This window comes from Caenispirillum bisanense (assembly GCF_039523075.1).
Classification (GTDB): domain Bacteria; phylum Pseudomonadota; class Alphaproteobacteria; order Rhodospirillales; family Rhodospirillaceae; genus Caenispirillum; species Caenispirillum bisanense.
Genome location: NZ_BAAAEP010000016.1, coordinates 61,286 through 80,225 on the forward strand (window position 1 = coordinate 61,286; position 18,940 = coordinate 80,225).

Consider the following 18,940-nt stretch of genomic DNA (forward strand, 5'->3'; position numbering starts at 1 on the left):
AGCCTGCGCCGCACCGGGAGCCGGACATGAGGACCAGCGGCCTCAACTACGCCATCGTCGGCGCCTTCGTGCTGGCGGCCATGGTCGGGCTGGTGGTGGCGCTGGCGCTGCTCACCGGCCGTACCGGCGCGACCGTGCCCTACCACACCCTTTACGACAACGTGAACGGGCTGAAGTACGGCACCCAGGTGCTCTACGAGGGCTATACCATCGGCCAGGTGGAGAGCATCGCGCCGGAGCGGGAGAACGGCCGCACCCGCTTCCGGGTAGAACTGTCGGTGCGCGAGGGCTGGCCGATCCCCGAGGACAGCCGCGCCGACGTCATGGCCAGCGGCTTCCTCGGCGGCATCGTCATCAACATCGCCGGCGGCCGCAGCCCGGTGGCGCTGGACCCCGGCAGCCGCATCGCCGGCCGCGCCTCCACCAACCTGTTCGCCACCCTGCAGGACGTCGCCGGCAGCTTCCAGGACATTGCCGAGAACACCCTGGCGCCGCTCATGCGCAGCCTGAACGAGACGGTCAACGCCATCAACCAGCCGCTGGCCGACGAAGCGCCGGAGATCCTGCGCCAGGTGCGCGCCCTGACCGAGGACATGGCCCGCCGCACGCCGGAACTCATGGGCAATCTCACCAGCGCCGCCCGCGACCTGAACGAAAAGGTGCTGAGCGCCGAGAACATCGACAGCCTCAACGCCTCCATCCGCAACGTCGAAAGCGCCACCCGCGACATGACCACCCTGACCCAGGGCCTTTTGACCATGCGCGACAGCATCGGCGACGTCATCGCCCGCATCGACACCCTGGTGGATGACAACAGCGGCGAGGTGAACGAGGCGCTGAAGGACCTGCGCTATACCATGGGCACCATTGCCCGCGACATCGACACCATCACCTACAACCTGGATGCCACCAGCCGCAACATGCTGGAGTTCAGCCAGTCGATCCGTCAGGACCCCAGCCTGATCCTGCGTTCGCGCGATGTGCCGGAGCGCGGGCCGGGCACCGGCGGCGGTCCCGGACGCTGATCGTGCCTGCACGCAAGGAGAGGACGCGCCCCATGCCTGCCGCCCGGTTCCCGCTGCCCCGCCGTCTGGCCGCCGTTGCCGCCGCGGCCGGCCTGCTCGCCGCCTGTTCCATCGGCGAGCCGGCGCCGGCCGACCACTTCTACCGCCTGACGGTGGCGGCCCCCGCCGCGGCCGGCGCCGCGGCCGGCCCGGTGGCGGAGGGCATCGCCATGGTGCAGTCCTTCGAGGTCAGCGGCGTGCTCAACCAGCGGGCGCTGTTGTGGACCACCTCCGGCGTCGAGCTGCAGCAGTACAGCTATCACTTCTGGAGCGAGCCGCCGGCCCGCGCCCTGCAGGATGCCCTGGTGCAGGTGCTGCGCGACACCGGTGCCTTCACCGAGGTAGTGACCCCCGGCTTCCGCCAGCGCCCCGACTGGACCATCCAGGCGCGCGTCAACCGGCTGGAACTGGTGGGGCCGAGCGGCAGCGACTCCGGCGTGCAGAGCGCCCGCGTCGCCATCAGCTTCACCGTCACCGACGGCTACGGCGAGACGGTGGTGCTGACCCGCAGCTATGAGGAGGAACCGGCGGTGGGTGGCGGCTCGGTGGCGGAAGGCGCGCGGGCGCTGAGCACCGCCGTGGAAACCATCTACGGCCGCTTCCTGCAGGATCTGCGCGCCACCGCCTTCACCACCGCCACGGAACGCCCGCTCGGCCGCCCGCGGCGGTGACCGCGGCGGCCGGGCGGGGTTGTTGCGAGGGAGAGGAAGCTGCCCCGGAGGCGCCCGCTCCGGGACCGACGATCGGAGCGGGCGCACCAGACGCCGACCGGCCAGGGGATGTTGACCGTCGGCACCGTGGGGGCAGAGGGTCACATGGGCGTCCGGTTGGGGGTCTCAAGCACAATCGACAGCCCGGTCCCGCAAATTTCGCAGGGAACCCCTGCCTTTCGTACCGTTGATCGGCGACCCCCGGCGGACACATGATGGAAGCGTAGAGGTTCCACGGAAAAGGGGTGGACCATGTTTCCCATCGACATCCGCTTTATCGATCTGCAGCAGTCGGACGCCACCGAGGAGTATGTGCGCGAGCGGGCTGAAAAGCTGGCGCATGCCTGCGGGGCCATCACCAGTTGCCGCGTCACCCTGTCGCGCGACCATGGTGCCCGCACGCCGTCCGTGAAGGTGGCGCTGGTCGCGTCGTTGCGCGGCCGCGGTACCCGCACCGTCTCCGCCGAGGAGGTGGTTGGCCGGCACGAACCGGGGCAGGCCGTCATGCGCGCCGTGCGCGAGGCCTTCGATACCGCCATGCGGCAGTTCGTGAGCGATCGCAAGAGCCGCCCCAACCGCATGCAGGAGATTCCGGCCTGAACCAGCCACAGCCGCAGGGGCGCATCCGGCCGCCCGGCCCCCTCGGTTATTGACAAGGGCACCCGCCGCGCCACAAATCGCGGAACAGATCATGGGAGGCGGCCGGCGACGGCCGCCTCGCCCGTTCCGGCTCGCGATTGGACCGCCGTTGACCGCTCCGTCTTCCTCCGCCACCGCCGCCGACGCGCCCGCTGCCGCCGTCGATGATGCCCTGGCCCGCGTCGCCGAGCGCTATGCCGTCCGCCTGACGCCGCACCTGACGACGCACATGGATGCCACCGACCCCGCCGATCCGCTGACCCGCCAGTTCCAGCCCACCGCCGCCGAGCTGGTGTCGACCGCCGACGAACGCGCCGACCCCATCGGCGATAGCGCCCACAGCCCGCTGCCGGGGCTGGTCCACCGCTACCCCGACCGGGTGCTGCTGATGCCGGTGGGGGTCTGCGCCGCCTATTGCCGCTTCTGCTTCCGCCGCGCCGTGGTCGGCCAGGGCGACGGCGTGCTGCCGGCCGACCAGCTGGAGGCGGCGCTGGACTACATTGCCGCCCGGCCGCAGGTGTGGGAAGTGATCCTGACCGGCGGCGATCCGCTGGTGCTGAGCCCCCGCCGGCTGGCCGATCTGATGCGGCGGCTGGATGCCGTGCCGCATGTGGGCGTCATCCGCCTGCACAGCCGGTTGCCGATCCACGATCCCGGCCGCGTCGATGCCGCCGTGGTGGCGGCCCTGTCCGGCCTGCGCGACAGCGCCGTGTGGCTGGCCGTCCACGCCAATCACGCCGCCGAGTTCACGCCGGAGGTGCGGGCGGCGCTGGCGCGGCTGGCCGATGCCGGCGTTCCGCTGGTCGGCCAGTCGGTGCTGCTGCGCGGCGTCAACGACAGCCCGGAGGCGCTGACGGCCTTGTTCCGCACCATGGTGCGCAACCGCATCAAGCCCTACTACCTGCACCACCCCGACCTGGCGGAGGGCACCGGCCACTTCCGCGTCGGGCTGGACGAGGGGCGGCGGCTGGTGAAGGGCCTGCGCGGTACCGTCTCCGGCCTGTGCCAGCCCACCTATGTGCTCGACATTCCCGGCGGTCATGGCAAGGTGCCGATGACGCCCGATCATCTGGTGCCGGCGGCCGAAGGCTGCGTGGTCGAAGACCCCTGGGGCGGCCTGCATGCCTATCCACCCGAGCCCGCCCTCGCCCCCCATCCCGCCCCCGCCGCCGCCGCAGGAGAGACGCCATGAACCGCCAGGGTCGCAGCCGCGCTGCCTCCGGCCAGGGCCGCAGCTTCCACGATCCGGTGAAGCGCGCCATCCGCAATGCCGGCCGGGCGGAGAAGGAGGCGACGGCCGCCGACGATGCCGCCGCTGCCGCCGGGCGCGGCAAGAACCCGGGCAAGGGCAAGGCGCGGGCGGACAAGCACGCCAAGGCGGCGCCGTCGCCGCGCAAGGAGGAACCTGCCCGCGCCAGCCGCGACACCGGCGGCTTCCACAGTCAGGCGCTGGCGCGCCCCGCCAGCCGCCAGCGCAGCATCCGCCCGCCGGCGGCGCCGGAGCGCGAGGAAGAGGCGGCGGCGCCGCGTCCGCGCGGCGGCAGCCGGGGCAGGGGCAACGGACCGGCCGCCGCCACCGCCGCCGGCGGTCCCCGCCGCGACAAGGGGCCGCTGCGCTACATCGCCTTCCACAAGCCCTATGGTGTGCTCAGCCAGTTCACCGCCGAAAGCGGCCAGCGGGCCCTGCGCGAGTTCGGCCTGCCGGCCGAGGTCTACGCCGCCGGCCGCCTGGACCTGGACAGCGAGGGGCTGCTGCTGCTGAGCAACGACGGCACCTTCATCAACCGCCTGCTCAGCCCCCATCACGGCCATGCCCGCAGCTATCTGGTGCAGGTGGAGGGCATTCCCGACGATGTGGCGCTCGACCGCCTGCGCGGTGGCGTCACCCTGCGCGACTACACCACCCGCCCGGCGCAGGTGGAGCGGGTGGAGGGCGAGCCCGACCTGCCGCCGCGCGACCCGCCGATCCGCGAGCGCCGCCACATCCCGACCGCGTGGCTGAAGATCACCCTCACCGAGGGCCGCAACCGGCAGGTCCGCCGCATGACGGCGGCGGTGGGGCATCCGACCCTGCGGCTGGTGCGGGTGTCCATCGGGGCGCTGGAGCTGGGCGACCTGCCGCAGGGCTGCTGGCGCGATGTCGCCCGCCGCGACGTGCTGCCGCCGCCGCCGGCCCCTGACCGACGCTGATCCGGCCCGACCGGCCGCCTCAGGCCGGCTCGCGTTCGCTGGCGCGGCTGCCGCCGTCGTCGGCTTCGGCGGCCTGGGCGGCGGCGGCCAGGGCGACTTCCAGCTTGGGCAGGGCGACGCGGAACACCGAGCCGTGGTCCGGCTCGCTCTCCACCCAGATGCGGCCGCCGTGGCGCTCGGCGATCTTCTTGCAGATGGACAGGCCGACGCCGGTGCCTTCATAGGCATCGCGCCCGTGCAGGCGCTGGAAGATCTTGAACACCTTCTCGAAGTACTGCGGCGCGATGCCGATGCCGTTGTCGTGGACGGAGATGACCCAGGCCTCGCCGCCGGCATCCTCCTCCACCGTCACCCGCACCACCGGCGGGCGGTCGGGATGGCGGTACTTGATGGCGTTGCCGAGCAGGTTCTGGAACAGGCGGGTGATCTCCGCCTCGTCGCCCAGCACCATGGGCAGGCGGTCGGGCAGCTCCAGGCTGGCGCGGCTTTCCTTGATGGCGGTCGACAGGGCATCGCAGGCCTGCCGCACCGCCGCCGTCAGGTCCAGCGGCTTGAGCGGCTTGCCCATGCGGCCGACGCGCGAATACTGCAGCAGGTCCTGGATCAGCAGCGACATGCGATGGGCGCCGGCGACCGCGAAGCCGATGTAGTCGCGGGCGTCGTCGTCCAGCTTGGCGGCGTGGCGGCGCTGCAGCAGCTGCAGATAGCTCGCCACCGTGCGCAGCGGTTCCTGCAGGTCGTGGGAGGCGACGTAGGCGAATTCCTCCAGCTCCACGTTGGAGCGTTCCAGCGCCCGGGTCTTGTCCTGGATCACCTCGCGCGCCGCCCGCCGCTGGGTGATGTCGCGGGCCACCACCACGCTGCCGCGCGGCGCCTGCGGCGACAGGTCGCGGCTGGCGACGTCGATCTGCGGGCTCAGGGTCACTTCCACCCACACCGTCGATCCGTCGGGCAGGGCGTAGCGCTTTTCGTACTGGGCGGCGGGGGTTTCGCCGGTCCGCACCTTCTCCGCCGCCTCGCGGCTGAAGTGGCGGTCTTCCGGCACCGTCAGGTCGAGCAGGGTGCGGCCGACCACCTCGCGCCGCTCCCGCTGCAGGATGCGGGCGAACTGTTCGTTGATCTCGGCCACCACGCCGTTGGCGTCCACCAGGGCGATGCCGGCGCCGGCGTTGTTGAAGATGGAGCGGAAGCGGCGTTCGTTCTCCTCCACCTTGCGCTGGTTGGTGGCGATCTCCCTCAGGGCGCCGCGCAGGGCCAGCGCCGTCAGCGCCAGCACCAGCGTCAGCACCACCAGCAGGCCGGCGAAGCGCAGGGTATCGTCGCGCCAGCGGGCGAGCGCTTCCTCCAGCGGCACCGACAGGCCGATGGCGAGCGGCATGTCGCCGACGCGGGCGAAGGCGGCGAAGCGGTCCTCGTCCTCGGCATGGTCGGCGGCGTGGCGGGGGATGACGCCGCCCTCGATGGCGCCGCCGCCGCCGGCCGCCAGCAGGCGGGCGCTCATGACGTCGGGCAGCGCCGGCAGGCGCTGGACCGGGGCGGTGGCGACCAGCACCCGCCCGACCTCGTCGTAGAGCCCGACCAGGCCGCCGGTCCACAGCCGGCCGGCGTGCAGTTCGGTTTCCAGGTAGCCGCGGTCCAGGCTCATGGCGACGACGCCCAGGAAGCGGCCGTCGGGGGCGCTGAGGCGGCGGCTGGCCATCAGGTCGGTGGTGCGGCCGTCGAAGCCGCCGCCCTCGCGCAGCGACAGCCGCAGGGCCGGCGCCCGATGGCTGCGGTGCCACTGGAAGGCGGGCCAGTCGGCGAAGGTGCGCAGGTCCGGCTCGGGGCTCGAATTACGGTGCAGCACCCGGCCCATGGCGTCGATCACCAGCGCCTCGCGCACCGCCGGGGCACCGGCGATGCCGGCCCGCAGGATGCCGGTGGCGCGGAAGCGCTCGAACTCATAGCGCGCCCAGTTGGCGCCGAACTCGGCGGTCAGGCTGGTCAGGGCGCCGTCCATGTTCTGCAGGGTGGCGGCGGCGTTGAAGGCCAGCGTTTCCGAAACCGCCCGGCTCATGGCGCGGGCGCGCTCCACCTCGGTGGTGCGGGAGTGCCAGGCAAAGGCACCGCCGATCACCCAGATGAGCAGCGTCAGCGCAAGCCCGCCCGCCAGGAAGGCGGCCGGCGTGCTGTGCATGACACGGGCAAGGCGGCGATGCGGCATCGCTAGCGGCACCCCGTCACGGCGGCAGGTGCTGCAGCGATTCCCAGCGCTGCAGGGTGGTGGTGAAGGCGGTCATGGAGCGCACGGCCTCTTCCACCAGCGGGTCGCGGCGGGCTTCCTCGGCCAGCACTTCGGCGGCCACCGTCTGCAGCCGCTTGAGAACCGGATAGCTGAACCGTCGCACCTCCACCCCCTGGGCGCGGAAGGTGTCGAGGGCGCGGCCCTGCGGTTGCAGGCCGGTGGCCATGCTCCACAGCACGTTCGCCTCGCAGACGGTGTTGAGCACGGCGCGCTCCGTTTCAGTCAGCCCGTTCCAGGTGTCCAGCCGCATGGTCAGGACGTTGATGCTCGACGGTTGATGCCACCCAGGGAAGTAATAGTATCGCGCGAATCGTTCGAAGCCGAGACTCAAGTCGGCCATCGGGGCGCTGAATTCAACCGCATCGAGCCGACCGTTGGCGAGGGCATCGTACAGTCCGTCCACCGGTTCCTGGGAAGGAATGCCGCCAAGGCGCTCCAGGATGCGGGCGCCCAGGCCGGCGATGCGCATGCGCAGGCCGCGGAAGTCCTCGATGCTGTTGATCTCGCGCAGGAACCAGCCGCCGGCTTCCGACACCACCATGTGGCAGGGCAGGGCCATCAGGCCTTCGGCGGCATAGGCGCGGGCGATGAGGGCGGCGCCGTCGCCGCCGTACAGCCACGCCGCCATCTGCACCGGCGTCGGGCCATAGGGCCACGAGGCGATCACCCCGGCCAGCGGGATGCGGTCGGCGCGATAGCCGAGCCAGTCCCAGCCGGCCTCGACGCGGCCGTCCTTGATGGCGTCGTAAAGATCCTCGCCGCGCACCATGGCGCCGGCCCCGACGAAGTGCAGGGTCAGCGCGCCGCCGCTGACGGCGGCGGTGCGGCGGGCCACCTGCGCCTCGCTGTCGGACAGGAACACGAGGCCGGCGGGGAAGACGCTCTGCACCACCAGTTCCCGCGCCTGCGCCGGACCGTGGGCCACCCCGGCGAGCGCCAGGGCCACCGCCAGCGTCATCATGGCCACGAATGCCGTCGCCGCCCGCCGCCGGTCGCGGCGGCGGGTCGGTCGCGCCGCCGTCGGGCGGCTGCCGTGCGCCTGCATGATCCCCATCTCCCCACTCGAAATCGCCGCTCGTCGGGCGGCGCCTTCCGCCTTGAGTCTACTCCCAACCGGCGGCCGGCGCCATGACCGCCATCAGCTGCCGCGGCGGCCGAACCAGGCGCCCCAGGGCGGCAGGTCGATCCGCCCGCCGGGGCCGATCTCCACCGCCGCCCAGCCGTGGCCGGTCAGCGGCGTCAGGGTGGCGCCGGGGGGAAGATCGGGCACGACGGCCGTGGCCGGCTGCGGCGACAGGTTGAACAGGCACACCACCCGGGCGTCGTCCAGGCTGCGCTCGAACCCGAGCACCGGGTCGGCGGTCGCCAGCAGGTCGAGACCGCCGCGCAGCAGGGCCGGGTTGGCCTTGCGGAAGGCGATGAAGCGGCGCCAGCCGGCCAGCACCGAGTCGGGATCGGCCTCCTGCAGGTCGACGGCGGCGGCGGCATGGGCGGCCGGCACCGGCAGCCAGGGCTCCACCGCCGGGCCGGCATCGGTGAAGCCGGCGTGGGCGGCGTCGTGCCGCCACGGCATGGGGGTGCGGCTGCCGTCGCGGCCCTTGAAGTGGGGGTAGTAGGTGATGCCGTAGGGGTCGCGCAGGCGGTCGGCCGGCACCTCCGCCTCGGTCAGGCCCAGTTCCTCCCCCTGGTAGACGCAGACGGCGCCGCGCAAGGACAGCAGCAGGGCGTTGAGCAGCCGCGCCGAGGCCGGCGAGCCGTCGCCCCAGCGGCTGGCGGCGCGCTCGACATCGTGGTTGGAGAAGGCCCAGCACAGCCAGCCGGCGCGCACATGGGCCTCCACCTCGGCGATGGCAGTGCGCAGGGCGGCGGCGCTGCCGGTGCCCTTCATCAGGCCGAGGGTATAGGCCATGTGCAGGCGCGACTGGCCGCCGTCGAGGGCGGCGGTATAGGCCTCGGCACGCTCGATGGGGGTGAGGCGGGCCGGCTCGCTGCCGACCTCGGCGATGGCGAAGCTGCCCGGGTGGCGGTCCATCACCTGCCGCAGCCGCGCCAGCAGGCCGGGGGTGTCGGCATGGGCGAGGTCGTTGACGTGCAGCTGCATGTTGTAGGGGCGCAGGGCGATGCGGCGCTCCGGGTGGGGCGGGTTGTCGGTCAGGGCCGGGTCGTGGGCCATGAAGTCGACCGCATCCAGGCGGAAGCCGTCCACCCCGCGCGCCAGCCACCAGGCGGCGATGTCCTCGATGGCGGCCATCACCGCGGGGTGGCGCAGGTTCAGCTTGGGCTGCTGGGCGAGGAAGTGGTGCAGGTAGTATTGCCGCCGCCGCGGCTCCCACGTCCAGGCGCCGCCGCCGAACACCGACAGCCAGTTGTTGGGCGGGCTGCCGTCGCGGCGCGGGTCGGCCCACACGTACCAGTCGGCGTGCGGACCGTCGCGGTCGATGCGGCTGGCGCGGAACCACGGGTGTTCGGCGCTGGTATGGGCAAACACCAGATCGACCAGCACCTTGAGCCCCAGGCGGTGCGCCTCGGCGATGAGGCGGTCGGCATCGGCCAGGGTGCCGAACATGGGGTCGACGGCGCGGTAGTCGCTGACGTCGTAGCCGAAATCGGCCATGGGCGAGGCGAAGAACGGCGAGATCCACACCGCATCGACGCCGAGGGAGGCGACATAGGGCAGCGTCTCGACGATGCCCGCCAGATCGCCGATGCCGTCGCCGTTGCTGTCGCGGAAGCTGCGCGGGTAGATCTGATAGACCACGGCGCCGCGCCAGTGGTCGTCGTCGTGGTCGCTCATGCCGGGTGCTCCCTGGTGCGGTCGTCAGGTCGCCGCTGCGGGCGGCGGGCTCAGCGGCTCGGGGTGGCAGGCCATTTCCCAGAACCCGACCTCCAGCCGGGTGGCGGCGGCGAAGGTGGCGGCCAGCGACGGCCAGCGGCCCGACCCTTGCGGATCGGCGCCGATGCGGCGGGCGGCGACGCGGGCGATGAGGGCCTGCACGTCGGCCGCCACCTGCTGATACTCGGCGCCGGAATACATCTCCATCCACGGCCGGTAGGGGTTGCCCTGCCAGCCGGCGGCGTGCTCCGGCCGCGCCATCCAGGCGCCGATCTCGGCATAGCCGATGACGCAGGGCGCCAGCGCCACCAGCAGGTCGAGCAAGTCGCCGGAGTGGCCGCGGTCGAGCACGTAGCGGGTATAGGCGATGTTGGCCGCCGCCTCCGGCAGCGCCGCCATGGTGTCCTCGTCCAGGCCCCAGCCGGCGCAGTACTCCACATGCAGCTGCATTTCGTGGCCGATGAGGGCGTTCACCGTGGCGACGGCATGCCGCATCTCGTCCAGCCGCTCCGCCTTCACCGCCGCCAGCGCCCAGGCGCGGCTGAAGTGGATGAGGAACAGGTAATCCTGCGCCAGATACCAGCGGAACGCCTCCTCCGGCAGGGTGCCGGCGGCCATGTCGCGCACGAAGCGGTGATGGACGTAGGCGTCCCAGTCGGCGGCGCAGGACGCCTTGAGGGCGGAGAAGATGTCGGCGGCGGCGATGGTCATGGGGGCGTCGGGCTCGCGCTCACTTGGTGCCGAACAGGCGGTCGCCGGCGTCGCCCAGGCCGGGCACGATGTAGGCATGGTCGTCCAGCCGCTCGTCCAGCGAGGCGACATAGACCCGCACCTTCGGGTGCGTCCGGTTGAAGGTGCGCATGCCCTCCGGCACCGTCACCAGGGCCAGGAAGATGATGTTCTCGTCCGGCACGCCGTGGCGGTTCAGCACGTCCACCGCATGCACCGCCGAATGGCCGGTGGCGAGCATGGGGTCGACCAGGATGAAGGTGCGGCCGCCGGCTTCCGGCAGCTTGACCAGGTATTCGCTCGGCTTGTGGGTGACGGGATCGCGCACCAGCCCGATGTGGCCGACGCGGGCGCCCGGCATCAGTTCCATCAGGCCGTCGGCCATGCCGTTGCCGGCCCGCAGGATGGGCACGATGGCGACCTTCTTGCCCTGGATGACCGGCGCGTCCATCTCGCACATGGGCGTTTCGATGCGGCGATTCTCGATCGGCAGGTCGCGGGTGATTTCATAGCCCATGAGCAGGGCGATCTCGCGCAGCAGGGCGCGGAAGGTGCGCGTCGACGTCGCCTTGTCCCGCATGTGCGTCAGCTTGTGACGGATCAGCGGGTGGCCGAGAACGTGCAGGTTGGGAAACTCGCCGGTGGAGGTCATGGGCGTGAACCGTTTGTCGCGCGGAAGGGAAGGGTGGTCGGACAAATGTGTCGTCGTGGCCTTATAGCACCGCCGGCGGCGCCGATGCACCCCTTGCGCAACGCCGCCCGCCACCTCCGGATGCGACGGCGGCAGGGTGCGTGAGGCCAGCGCGGCGGAGCGGCGGGGAGGGGCGGCGCGGGAGAGGGCGGACAAGGCAAGCCCGCCGGCGCGAGGGGATGACGCGCGGCGGGCTCGGGCCCGGGCAGTCCGGTACGCAGGGGTCAGGCGTGCGGCCGTTGGCCGGCGCGGCGGTCGAACCCGCCCGGGTGCTTTTCGCAGCAGTCCCGCAGAATCTCGATGAGCTTCAGCGCAGCTTCGCGCTGGCCGTGCTGCATGGCGTCCGTCAACTCATCCATCACCATCTGCCGCAGCGCCGGGTTGCCCCATTCCTTCTGCAGGAAGGCATAGCCCTTTTCCACCGCCACGATGTCGGGCAGGTGTTCGTGCTTGGCGATGATCATCAGTTCTTCGGGTGTCAGCTCGCTGAGGGCGAGGCAATCCTGGAGGGTCAACATGGCGGGCCTCCCTTGGACATCTTGGTCTTCAGGTCCACGAGAGATTGTAACACTTCACGTCCGACGGTCCATGCCGATTCGTCGCTGCGCCGCGGTAGCTTTAGTCAAGTGTTTCAATATGTTGAGAAACAATCGAGCATCCCGCCGGAGGGCGACGAAAGGAGGTTTCTGCTCCGAAAGATCTATGACGAAAGGGCTATTCTAGACCCCCTTTCTCGGGATATATCTGGCCGTACCGCCCAACGAACCGGAAACACTGACTCTTCCCGAGGATCATAGCCGTGCGTTTCGGTCTGAAATTCTCGACGAGCCGCCCCACCGACTCGGTGGAGAGCTGGCTCGAACGCCTCTGCCAGAGCCGTTACGAAATCCGCCTGGACGGCATCGATGTGGAAAAGGGCCGCAAGGACCTGCTGCTGGTGTTCGAGGACGCCGGTGATCGTGATCGCGTGAAGGCCGCCCTCAAGGGCCGCGCCGCGTAGCGACCCCGGCCACCGCCGCCGTCACCACCTTGCGCATGACCGTCGGCAGCGCCTCGCCGCCCAGGGCCGGCAGCGCCACCCAGCGGCCGTCGGCGCTCGCCTGCGGCCCCGCGCCCGGCGTCAGGCCGGCGACCACCGCCAGTTCCAGATGGAAATGGGTGAAGGTGTGGCGCACCACGCCGGGCAACGGCTGCCAGCCGATGCCGGGCAGTGGCGCGTGCGCCAGGGCGTCGTCGGGCAGCCACGGCGGCCCTTCCCGCCAGGGGGTGGAGGGCACTTCCGTCATGCCGCCGAGCAATCCGTCCTCCGGCCGCCGCCGCAGCAGCACCCGGCCGCTGTCGTCGCGCAGCCAGAAGGCGACGCCGCGGCGCACCGGCTTGTCGGCCTTGCGCTCCTTGCGCGGCAGCGACTCCGCGATGCCTTCCAGCCGGGCGCGGCAGCCGGCCTGCCACGGACAGGCGAGGCACGACGGGCTGCGCGGGGTGCAGATGGTCGCCCCCAGGTCCATCACCGCCTGGGCATAGTCGCCGCAGCGGTCGGCGGGGGTGAGGGTGTCGGCCAGCCGCTTCAGCTCCGCCTTGCTGCCGGGCAGCGGATCGATGACCGCGAACAGCCGCGCCATCACCCGCTCCACATTGCCGTCGACCACCGTCGCCCGCCGCCCGAAGGCGATGGCCGCCACCGCCGCCGCCGTATAGGCGCCGATGCCGGGCAGGGCGCGCAGGGCGTCCTCGCTGTCGGGGAAGCGGCCGCCGTGCTGCTCCGCCACCGCGCGGGCGCACTTGTGCAGGTTGCGGGCGCGGGCGTAGTAGCCAAGCCCCGCCCATTCCACCAGCACATCGTCGAGCGGCGCCGCCGCCAGGCTGTCGACGGTCGGCCAGCGGGCGAGGAAGCGCTCGAAATAGGGGATGACGGCGGCGACAGTGGTCTGCTGCAGCATCACTTCCGACAGCCACACCCGGTAGGGGTCGGGCGCCGGCCCGCCGGGCGGCGTGCGCCACGGCAGGCGGCGGGCGTGGCGGTCGTACCACGCCAGCAGGCGGGCGGCGGCGTCGGACGGAACCATGGACGGCGGCATGGGAAGCGGCTACTTCTCGGGGTCAGGAAAGGGGGCACAGTGCCATGAACGAGGACGCGAAGAAAAGCCCGCCGCGCTCGCGCGCCTCCGTCGGCATCCGGCCGTCGGACCAGCGCCGCGGCGGCCCCGTCGCCATCGATCAGCTGGGCGCCAAGCTCATGCGGCCGGTGCTCGGCCGGCGCGGCCTGGGGGAGGGCGACATCTGCTTCCACTGGGCGGCCATCGTCGGCGGCTCGTTCCTGGCCTCCAACTCGGCGCCGGAGCGCATCCAGTTCCCCAAGGGCGAGCGCACCGGCGGCATCCTGCACCTGCGGGTGCCGTCCGGCGCCCTGGCGACCCAGCTGCAGCACCTGATCCCGCAGATCGTGCAGCGGGTGAACGGCTTCTACGGCTATCCCGCCATCGCTGACGTGCGCATCCACCAGCGGCCGCTGCCGCCGCGCCCGCCCCGCCCCGGCGAGCCGCCGCCGCTGCCCGAGCCGGACCGCGAGCGGCTGGCGCTGCAACTGAACGACGTGGAGCATCCGCGCCTCAAGGACGCGCTGGCGAAGCTGGGCGAGACCATGGTCCGCCGCACCCTCGCCGCCGGCAAGGGTGGTCGGGGCGGCAAGGGCGGCGGCGGCCGATAGGCGCCGTCAGCCGGCGTGGCGGCTGAACAGGCTGGTGCCGCCGGGGCTGAACAGCAGCACCTCGTAGGGCTCGCCGGGCATGTCCATGCCGGGGGCCGACTGCGGCATGCCGGGGATGGTCAGGCCGGTGGCCTTGGGCCGTTCCGCCAGCAGGCGGCGCACGTCCGACGCCGGCACGTGTCCCTCGATGACATAGCCGTCGATGACGGCGGTGTGGCAGGAGGCCAGCTCCGGCTCCACGCCCAGGCGGTCCTTCACCGGCGTGACGTCGTCCAGGTCATGCACGATGACGCTGAAGCCTTCCGCCTTCATGTGGTCGATCCAGCCGCCGCAGCAGCCGCAGGACGGCGACTTCCACACCTCCATGTCGGCGGCGCGGGCATCGCCGCCGCCGCTGCCCAGGGCGAGCACGCCGGCCCCCAGCACGGCCACCGCCGCCGCCGCCATCACAACCGTCCGTCTGGTGATCATCGCCTGTCTCCTGCTGCTGTCGGCCGCCGGGCTGGTGCCGGCGCGAATATGGGGAAGGGTGCGGCCGGCGGGCAAGGGTTGCCTTGATCCTGGTCAGGCGCGACCCCACAACAGGGAGCATGGACCAGCCCCCGCCCCCGACCCTGCACCGGAGCCGCGCATGACGCCCTCTCCCGGCCGCCGTCGCCAGACCGCCCTGTTCCTGGACGGCATGGCCGGCCGGCGGGCGCGGGTGCCGGCCGATGCCGCCGAGCTGGAACGGCGGGCGCTGGCCGCCCTCAGCCCGCAGGCCGGCGCCTACATCGCCGGCGGGGCGGGGCTGGAGCGCACCATGGCCGCCAACCGCGCCGCCTTCGACCGCTGGCGCATCATGCCGCGGGTGCTGCGCGACGTGGCGGAGCGCGACCTCGGCATCACCCTGTTCGGCCTCGCCGTGCCGGCGCCGCTGCTGCTGGCGCCCATCGGCGTGCTCGACCTCGCCCACCGCGGCGCCGACGTGGCGGGGGCGAGGGGCGGGGCGGGCGGCGGCGGCGGCCGTCATTCCCTTCATCGCCTCCAGCCAGTCGTCGCGGCCGCTGGAAGCCATCGCCGCCCCCGCCGGCGCCGGTGCGCCGCGGTGGTTCCAGCTGTACTGGGCGGTGGCCGACGACCTGGTGGAGAGCTTCGTTCGCCGGGCCGAGGCGGCGGGCTACGAGGCCATCGTGGTGACGCTGGACACCACCCTGCTGGGCTGGCGGCCGCGCGACCTCGACCTCGGCTACCTGCCGTTCCTGCGCGCCCGCGGCATTGCCAACTACGTCAGCGATCCGGTGTTCCGCCGCCTGCCCTTCGACGACAGCGGCCTGCGGCCACCGCTGACGCCGGCGCTGCTGCGGTCGGCGCTGGAGCTGCTGCGGGCGTGGCCGGGCTCGCGGCTGGCGGCCCTGGGCTCGGGCGAGCTGCTGGCGGCGGTGCGGCGGTTCATCGCCCTCTACAGCCGCCCCGACCTGACCTGGGACGACATCCCCCGTCTGCGCCGCTGGACCGGCCTGCCGATCCTGCTGAAGGGAGTGCTGCACCCGGCCGACGCCCGCCGCGCCATCGACCTCGGCATCGACGGGCTCATCGTCTCCAACCACGGCGGCCGTCAGGTGGACGGCGCGGTGGCGGCGCTGGACGCCCTGCCGGCGGTGGTGGCGGCGGCCGACGACCGGGTGCCGGTGCTGTTCGACAGCGGCGTGCGCACCGGCGCCGACATCCTCAAGGCCCTGTGCCTGGGGGCCGCCGCCGTGCTGATCGGCCGCCCCTACGTCTATGGCCTGGCGTTGGACGGCGAGGCCGGGGTGCGGGCGGTGATCGACACCCTGCTGGCCGACCTCGATCTCACCCTGGGCCTGGCCGGTCGCCGTTCGGTGCGCGACCTCGGCCGCGACATGCTGGTGGAAGGCGGCTTCGACTGAGCCGTCACATGCGGTTGAGGATGGCGTCCACTTCCTGCTCGATCTGCCGTTCCTTGTATTCCTGCATGCGGCGTTCGCGCCAGGTGGCGGCGAAGTGGCGGGCGGTGGCGATCTGCGCCTCGCGGATCTGGCGGGCGAGTTCGTTCTGCGCCTTCAGGGCGGCCACCTTCTCGTCGATCTGCTTGCGGATGGCGGCCATGCGCACCAGCGTTTCGTCGATCTCCGGCGCCGGCGGCTGACCCTGCAACTCGGCCAGCGCCACCCGCACCTTGCCGCTGTAGTACTGCGCCCGCTCCGGCGTGCGCGAGTGGTAATAGGCGGCGGCGGTGTCCCAGTTGCGGGTCTCGTTGTAGAGGTTGGACAGGAACTCGGCGGCATAGGCGGCGTTGGCGCGGGGGTCGAAGGCCTCTTCCAGGCTGTCGAAGGCCTCGCCGTGCCAGTGCAGGTTCACCTGCATGCAGCCGACGTCGATGTTGCGCACGCCCTTGGCCTTCAGTTTGCGCACCTCGGCGATGGCCTCCTGCTTGCTGGGCAGGTAGCGGCCGATGCCTTCGGCCATGACCGTCCACGGCCAGGCAACTCTTGCCCGGCGGGTCTTGTCCCAGCGGCCGGATTCGACCAGCGAGATGGCGGTGAGCAGGTTGGGCGGCATGGTCCGCAACCGCTCTTCCCGCTGGGTGGCGGCGCGGCACAGATCGGGCGCCGGCTCGGCCGCCGCAGTCGGGTTCGGATTGGCGGCGGGCGGCGCCGCCGGGGCAACCGCCAGCACCAGCAGCGCCACAAGGGCGAGCACGACAACGGCAACAGGGGCGGGCGGGCGAGCGGTCATGGGGTCCGGGCCAGGGCAGCAGCAGCGCGTTAAGTAGCGCGGGAACGGGGTCACGTCGAGGTGATGCAACCATCGCGCCAACCGGGCATGCGGCGGCCGCATGGCGGTGCGTATCAAACGCAGGGTGGAAATCATGCTTAAAAATCAACATCTTCCCGCCGTGCGGCGGGCGTTGGGTGACCATTTTATGGACGTGCCTATTTTTTAGGCTTGCGCCGACGACCCCGCCGCGGTAGTTTTTGCATCGCAGCAACCGGACGGTCCTCGGACAGTCCAATCGTCTGCCTTTCTTGGACGTTTCCTCCCTAGACTTGGGCCGCGCTTCGTGCGCGGCCTTTTTTTAACCTATCCTTGTTCCCCTAAGGGTAGTGCGGCGAGGTCGAGCGGCTGAAGGCCTAGGTTCTGGACTCATAAGCCCTGATCCATAGGCGGGTCGATGTCAGCATGACGGCGGCCAGGAAGTTCCTGGCGAGTTTGTCGAAGCGGGTGTCGATCCGCCTGAAGTGCTTGAGCTTGTTGAAGAAGCGCTCGATGAGATTGTGACGGCGATACAGCGCCGGCTCGACGCTGCGTTGGACCTTGCGGTCCCGCTACGTGGGGATCCCGGCACGGCCGCCACGAGACGCGATGATTTCGATCAGGTAGTTCCAGTCATAGCCGCGGTCGCCGACCACCGCCTCGGCGGGCGGCAGGCCGCTCAGCAGCGCCGGTGCTGCGCCCTTGTCGGAGGCTTGGCCCGGCGTCAGCGTCAGCCGCACCGGCAAGCCATGCTCATCGACCACGGCGTGGGGAGCTATGACCGAAACTGAGCGATGAGCAGAGAAGGGGGTGGCGTATCGTGGAGGTGTTCAAAGCCTTCCACATCTCAGCAAGGGAGTGATACGCCATGACCGACGATACCGTTGTCGCCCTGCGCCAGCCAGGGGAAATGACGACCCGCTGACCGAGATCCTGCGTGCCGGGGCGCGCCAGCTTCTGGCGCAAGCCGTAGAGGCCGAGGTCGCCGCCATGCTTGCCGAGCATGAACACCTGACGACGGGCGACGGCCGTCGCCGCCTGGTCCGTCACGGCCACGGCCCGGAGCGCGAGATCCTGACGGGCATCGGTCGCGTTGCCGTGCGACGGCCGAAGGTGCGCGACCGCGGCGCTGAGGGAGAAGACCGCATCCGCTTCACTTCCGCCATCCTGCCCCGGTTCGCCCGGCGCACGCGGTCCATCGACGCCGTCCTGCCGACGCTCTATCTGCGCGGCTTGTCGAGCGGCGATTTCCAGGACGCCCTGGAGGCGTTGCTTGGCAAGGAGGCGCCCGGCCTGTCGCCGCAGGTGATCGGCCGCCTGAAGGCGGAATGGCGGGCCGAATACGACCGCTGGCGCAAACGTGACCTGACGGTCCGGCAGTACGTCTACATCTGGGCCGACGGCGTCTACCTCCAGGGTCGGCTGGAGGACGAGAAGCAATGCATCCTCGTCATCATCGGCGCCACGCCGGAGGGCCGCAAGGAGTTGGTCGGCTTCCAGGCCGGTTTCCGCGAGAGCGCCCAGAGCTGGCGGGAACTGCTGAACGACATCAAGGGGCGCGGTCTGGCCCGGGGACCAAAACTGGCCGTCGGGGATGGTGCGCTTGCCTTCTGGAAGGCGCTCAACGAGGTCTATTCCGGCGCCCGCCACCAGCGCTGCTGGGTGCACAAGACAGCGAACGTCCTCAACAAGCTGCCGGAATCACGCCAGAAGGCGGCCAAGGAGGACCTCCACGCGATCTGGATGGCCGACGGCCGCGCCGAAGCCGAGGCGGCCATGGACACCTTCGAGGCGAAGTACGGCGCAAAGTACCCCCAGGCCGTCGGCTGCCTGATGAAGGACCGCGTGGTCCTGCTGGCCTTCTACGACTTCCCCGCCGAGCACTGGCAGCACGTGCGTGGAAAACGGCGTGGAATTTTGACCCCTGCACCGGCCTGATCGGCGTGGAAAAATGACCCCCTGGTCCGGCTGGTGATTGTGACACTGCTCGATGTCGAGGACATCGAGGACCACCAGGGGAATGCTTGTCGTGGAGACGATCGCCAAGGTCCGTCGGGACCATCACGTTCACAAGAAGAGCATCAAGGAAATCGCCCGCGCCCGGGGGCTGTCGCGGAATACCGTCCGCAAGATCCTGCGGGGCGGCGAGACGGCGTTCAGCTACGAGCGGGGTCGCCAGCCGCTGCCGAAGCTCGGTGAGTTCGTCGCGCCGCTGGAGGCGATGCTGGCCGGCAACGAGAGCAAGAGCCGGCGAGAAAAGCTGACGTTGATGCGGATGTTCGGTAAGCGGGTCTCCTCCCCCACCTGTTGACGAAGCGCGCTCTGCCGCATCGTGA

18 protein-coding genes and 3 pseudogenes are annotated in these 18,940 nt (G+C 71.3%); 11 read left to right on the forward strand and 10 right to left on the reverse strand.

Translation table 11 applies throughout. The features are described from left to right. Positions 1-26: 26 nt before the first annotated feature. The 5 genes from ABD056_RS09350 (at position 27) to ABD056_RS09370 (ending at position 4,603) form a co-directional block, all read left to right on the forward strand. A complete protein-coding gene (locus ABD056_RS09350) occupies positions 27-1,025 on the forward strand; it encodes an MlaD family protein (protein ID WP_343866292.1) in 999 nt (332 codons plus the stop codon). A 32-nt stretch (positions 1,026-1,057) separates the two neighbouring features. Continuing rightward, entirely contained in the window at positions 1,058-1,735 is a 678-nt protein-coding gene (locus ABD056_RS09355) for an ABC-type transport auxiliary lipoprotein family protein (protein WP_343866293.1), read from the forward strand. 291 nt (positions 1,736-2,026) lie between these two features. Further along, positions 2,027-2,374, forward strand: a complete 348-nt coding sequence (locus ABD056_RS09360) for an HPF/RaiA family ribosome-associated protein (RefSeq protein WP_343866294.1) — start codon at positions 2,027-2,029, stop codon at positions 2,372-2,374. A gap of 148 nt (positions 2,375-2,522) precedes the next feature. Next, a complete protein-coding gene (locus tag ABD056_RS09365) occupies positions 2,523-3,605 on the forward strand; it encodes a lysine-2,3-aminomutase-like protein (protein ID WP_343866295.1) in 1,083 nt (360 codons plus the stop codon). Further along, on the forward strand, positions 3,602-4,603 hold the full coding sequence (locus ABD056_RS09370) for a pseudouridine synthase (RefSeq protein ID WP_343866296.1): 1,002 nt from the start codon (positions 3,602-3,604) through the stop codon (positions 4,601-4,603). The genes ABD056_RS09365 and ABD056_RS09370 overlap by 4 nt, the downstream gene beginning before the upstream one ends. A 19-nt stretch (positions 4,604-4,622) precedes the next feature. Here ABD056_RS09370 and ABD056_RS09375 read toward each other — a convergent pair whose 3' ends face one another. From ABD056_RS09375 to ABD056_RS09400, 6 genes are all read right to left on the reverse strand, one after another. Beyond that, positions 4,623-6,806: an ATP-binding protein gene (locus tag ABD056_RS09375; protein ID WP_343866298.1), complete on the reverse strand. Its 2,184-nt coding sequence runs from the start codon at positions 6,804-6,806 to the stop codon at positions 4,623-4,625. A gap of 16 nt (positions 6,807-6,822) precedes the next feature. Next, on the reverse strand, positions 6,823-7,932 hold the full coding sequence (locus tag ABD056_RS09380; RefSeq protein WP_343866299.1) for a TRAP transporter substrate-binding protein: 1,110 nt from the start codon (positions 7,930-7,932) through the stop codon (positions 6,823-6,825). A gap of 93 nt (positions 7,933-8,025) precedes the next feature. After that, positions 8,026-9,681 (reverse strand): alpha-glucosidase, encoded by a 1,656-nt coding sequence (locus ABD056_RS09385; protein WP_343866300.1) that lies wholly within the window; start codon positions 9,679-9,681, stop codon positions 8,026-8,028. A gap of 24 nt (positions 9,682-9,705) precedes the next feature. Next, entirely contained in the window at positions 9,706-10,431 is a 726-nt protein-coding gene (locus ABD056_RS09390) for a TenA family protein (protein WP_343866301.1), read from the reverse strand. A 19-nt stretch (positions 10,432-10,450) separates the two neighbouring features. Continuing rightward, positions 10,451-11,101 (reverse strand): uracil phosphoribosyltransferase, encoded by a 651-nt coding sequence (gene upp / locus ABD056_RS09395; protein WP_343866302.1) that lies wholly within the window; start codon positions 11,099-11,101, stop codon positions 10,451-10,453. 263 nt (positions 11,102-11,364) lie between these two features. After that, positions 11,365-11,658 (reverse strand): hypothetical protein, encoded by a 294-nt coding sequence (locus ABD056_RS09400; RefSeq protein WP_343866303.1) that lies wholly within the window; start codon positions 11,656-11,658, stop codon positions 11,365-11,367. Positions 11,659-11,939: 281 nt separating this feature from the next. On the opposite strand from ABD056_RS09400, the gene ABD056_RS09405 reads away from it, so the two are divergent. After that, complete coding sequence (locus ABD056_RS09405; RefSeq protein WP_343866304.1) at positions 11,940-12,140, forward strand: hypothetical protein; 201 nt, start codon at positions 11,940-11,942, stop codon at positions 12,138-12,140. Here ABD056_RS09405 and mutY read toward each other — a convergent pair. Continuing rightward, positions 12,121-13,218: an A/G-specific adenine glycosylase gene (mutY, locus tag ABD056_RS09410; protein ID WP_343866305.1), complete on the reverse strand. Its 1,098-nt coding sequence runs from the start codon at positions 13,216-13,218 to the stop codon at positions 12,121-12,123. The two genes, ABD056_RS09405 and mutY, sit on opposite strands and share 20 nt — an antisense overlap. Positions 13,219-13,262: 44 nt before the next feature. On the opposite strand from mutY, the gene ABD056_RS09415 reads away from it, so the two are divergent. Next, complete coding sequence (locus ABD056_RS09415) at positions 13,263-13,847, forward strand: DUF721 domain-containing protein (RefSeq protein ID WP_343866306.1); 585 nt, start codon at positions 13,263-13,265, stop codon at positions 13,845-13,847. A 6-nt stretch (positions 13,848-13,853) separates the two neighbouring features. On the opposite strand, the gene ABD056_RS09420 is transcribed toward ABD056_RS09415, so the two are convergent. Beyond that, positions 13,854-14,318: a DUF411 domain-containing protein gene (locus ABD056_RS09420; protein ID WP_343866307.1), complete on the reverse strand. Its 465-nt coding sequence runs from the start codon at positions 14,316-14,318 to the stop codon at positions 13,854-13,856. A gap of 331 nt (positions 14,319-14,649) precedes the next feature. Here ABD056_RS09420 and ABD056_RS09425 point away from each other — a divergent pair. Next, positions 14,650-14,760, forward strand: a pseudogene (locus tag ABD056_RS09425) (alpha-hydroxy-acid oxidizing protein); the annotation flags it as partial. Positions 14,761-14,866: 106 nt separating this feature from the next. After that, a complete protein-coding gene (locus ABD056_RS09430; RefSeq protein WP_486303413.1) occupies positions 14,867-15,757 on the forward strand; it encodes an alpha-hydroxy-acid oxidizing protein in 891 nt (296 codons plus the stop codon). A gap of 4 nt (positions 15,758-15,761) precedes the next feature. On the opposite strand, the gene ABD056_RS09435 is transcribed toward ABD056_RS09430, so the two are convergent. After that, a complete protein-coding gene (locus ABD056_RS09435; RefSeq protein ID WP_343866308.1) occupies positions 15,762-16,586 on the reverse strand; it encodes a transglycosylase SLT domain-containing protein in 825 nt (274 codons plus the stop codon). A 395-nt stretch (positions 16,587-16,981) separates the two neighbouring features. Beyond that, positions 16,982-17,395 (reverse strand): annotated as a pseudogene (locus ABD056_RS09440) (IS5 family transposase); the annotation flags it as partial. A 77-nt stretch (positions 17,396-17,472) separates the two neighbouring features. On the opposite strand from ABD056_RS09440, the pseudogene ABD056_RS09445 reads away from it, so the two are divergent. Together ABD056_RS09445 and ABD056_RS09450 are read left to right on the forward strand one after the other, a co-directional pair. Then, positions 17,473-18,503, forward strand: a pseudogene (locus ABD056_RS09445) (IS256 family transposase); the annotation flags it as partial. 130 nt (positions 18,504-18,633) lie between these two features. Next, positions 18,634-18,915, forward strand: a complete 282-nt coding sequence (locus ABD056_RS09450) for a hypothetical protein (RefSeq protein WP_343866309.1) — start codon at positions 18,634-18,636, stop codon at positions 18,913-18,915. Positions 18,916-18,940 lie beyond the last annotated feature (25 nt).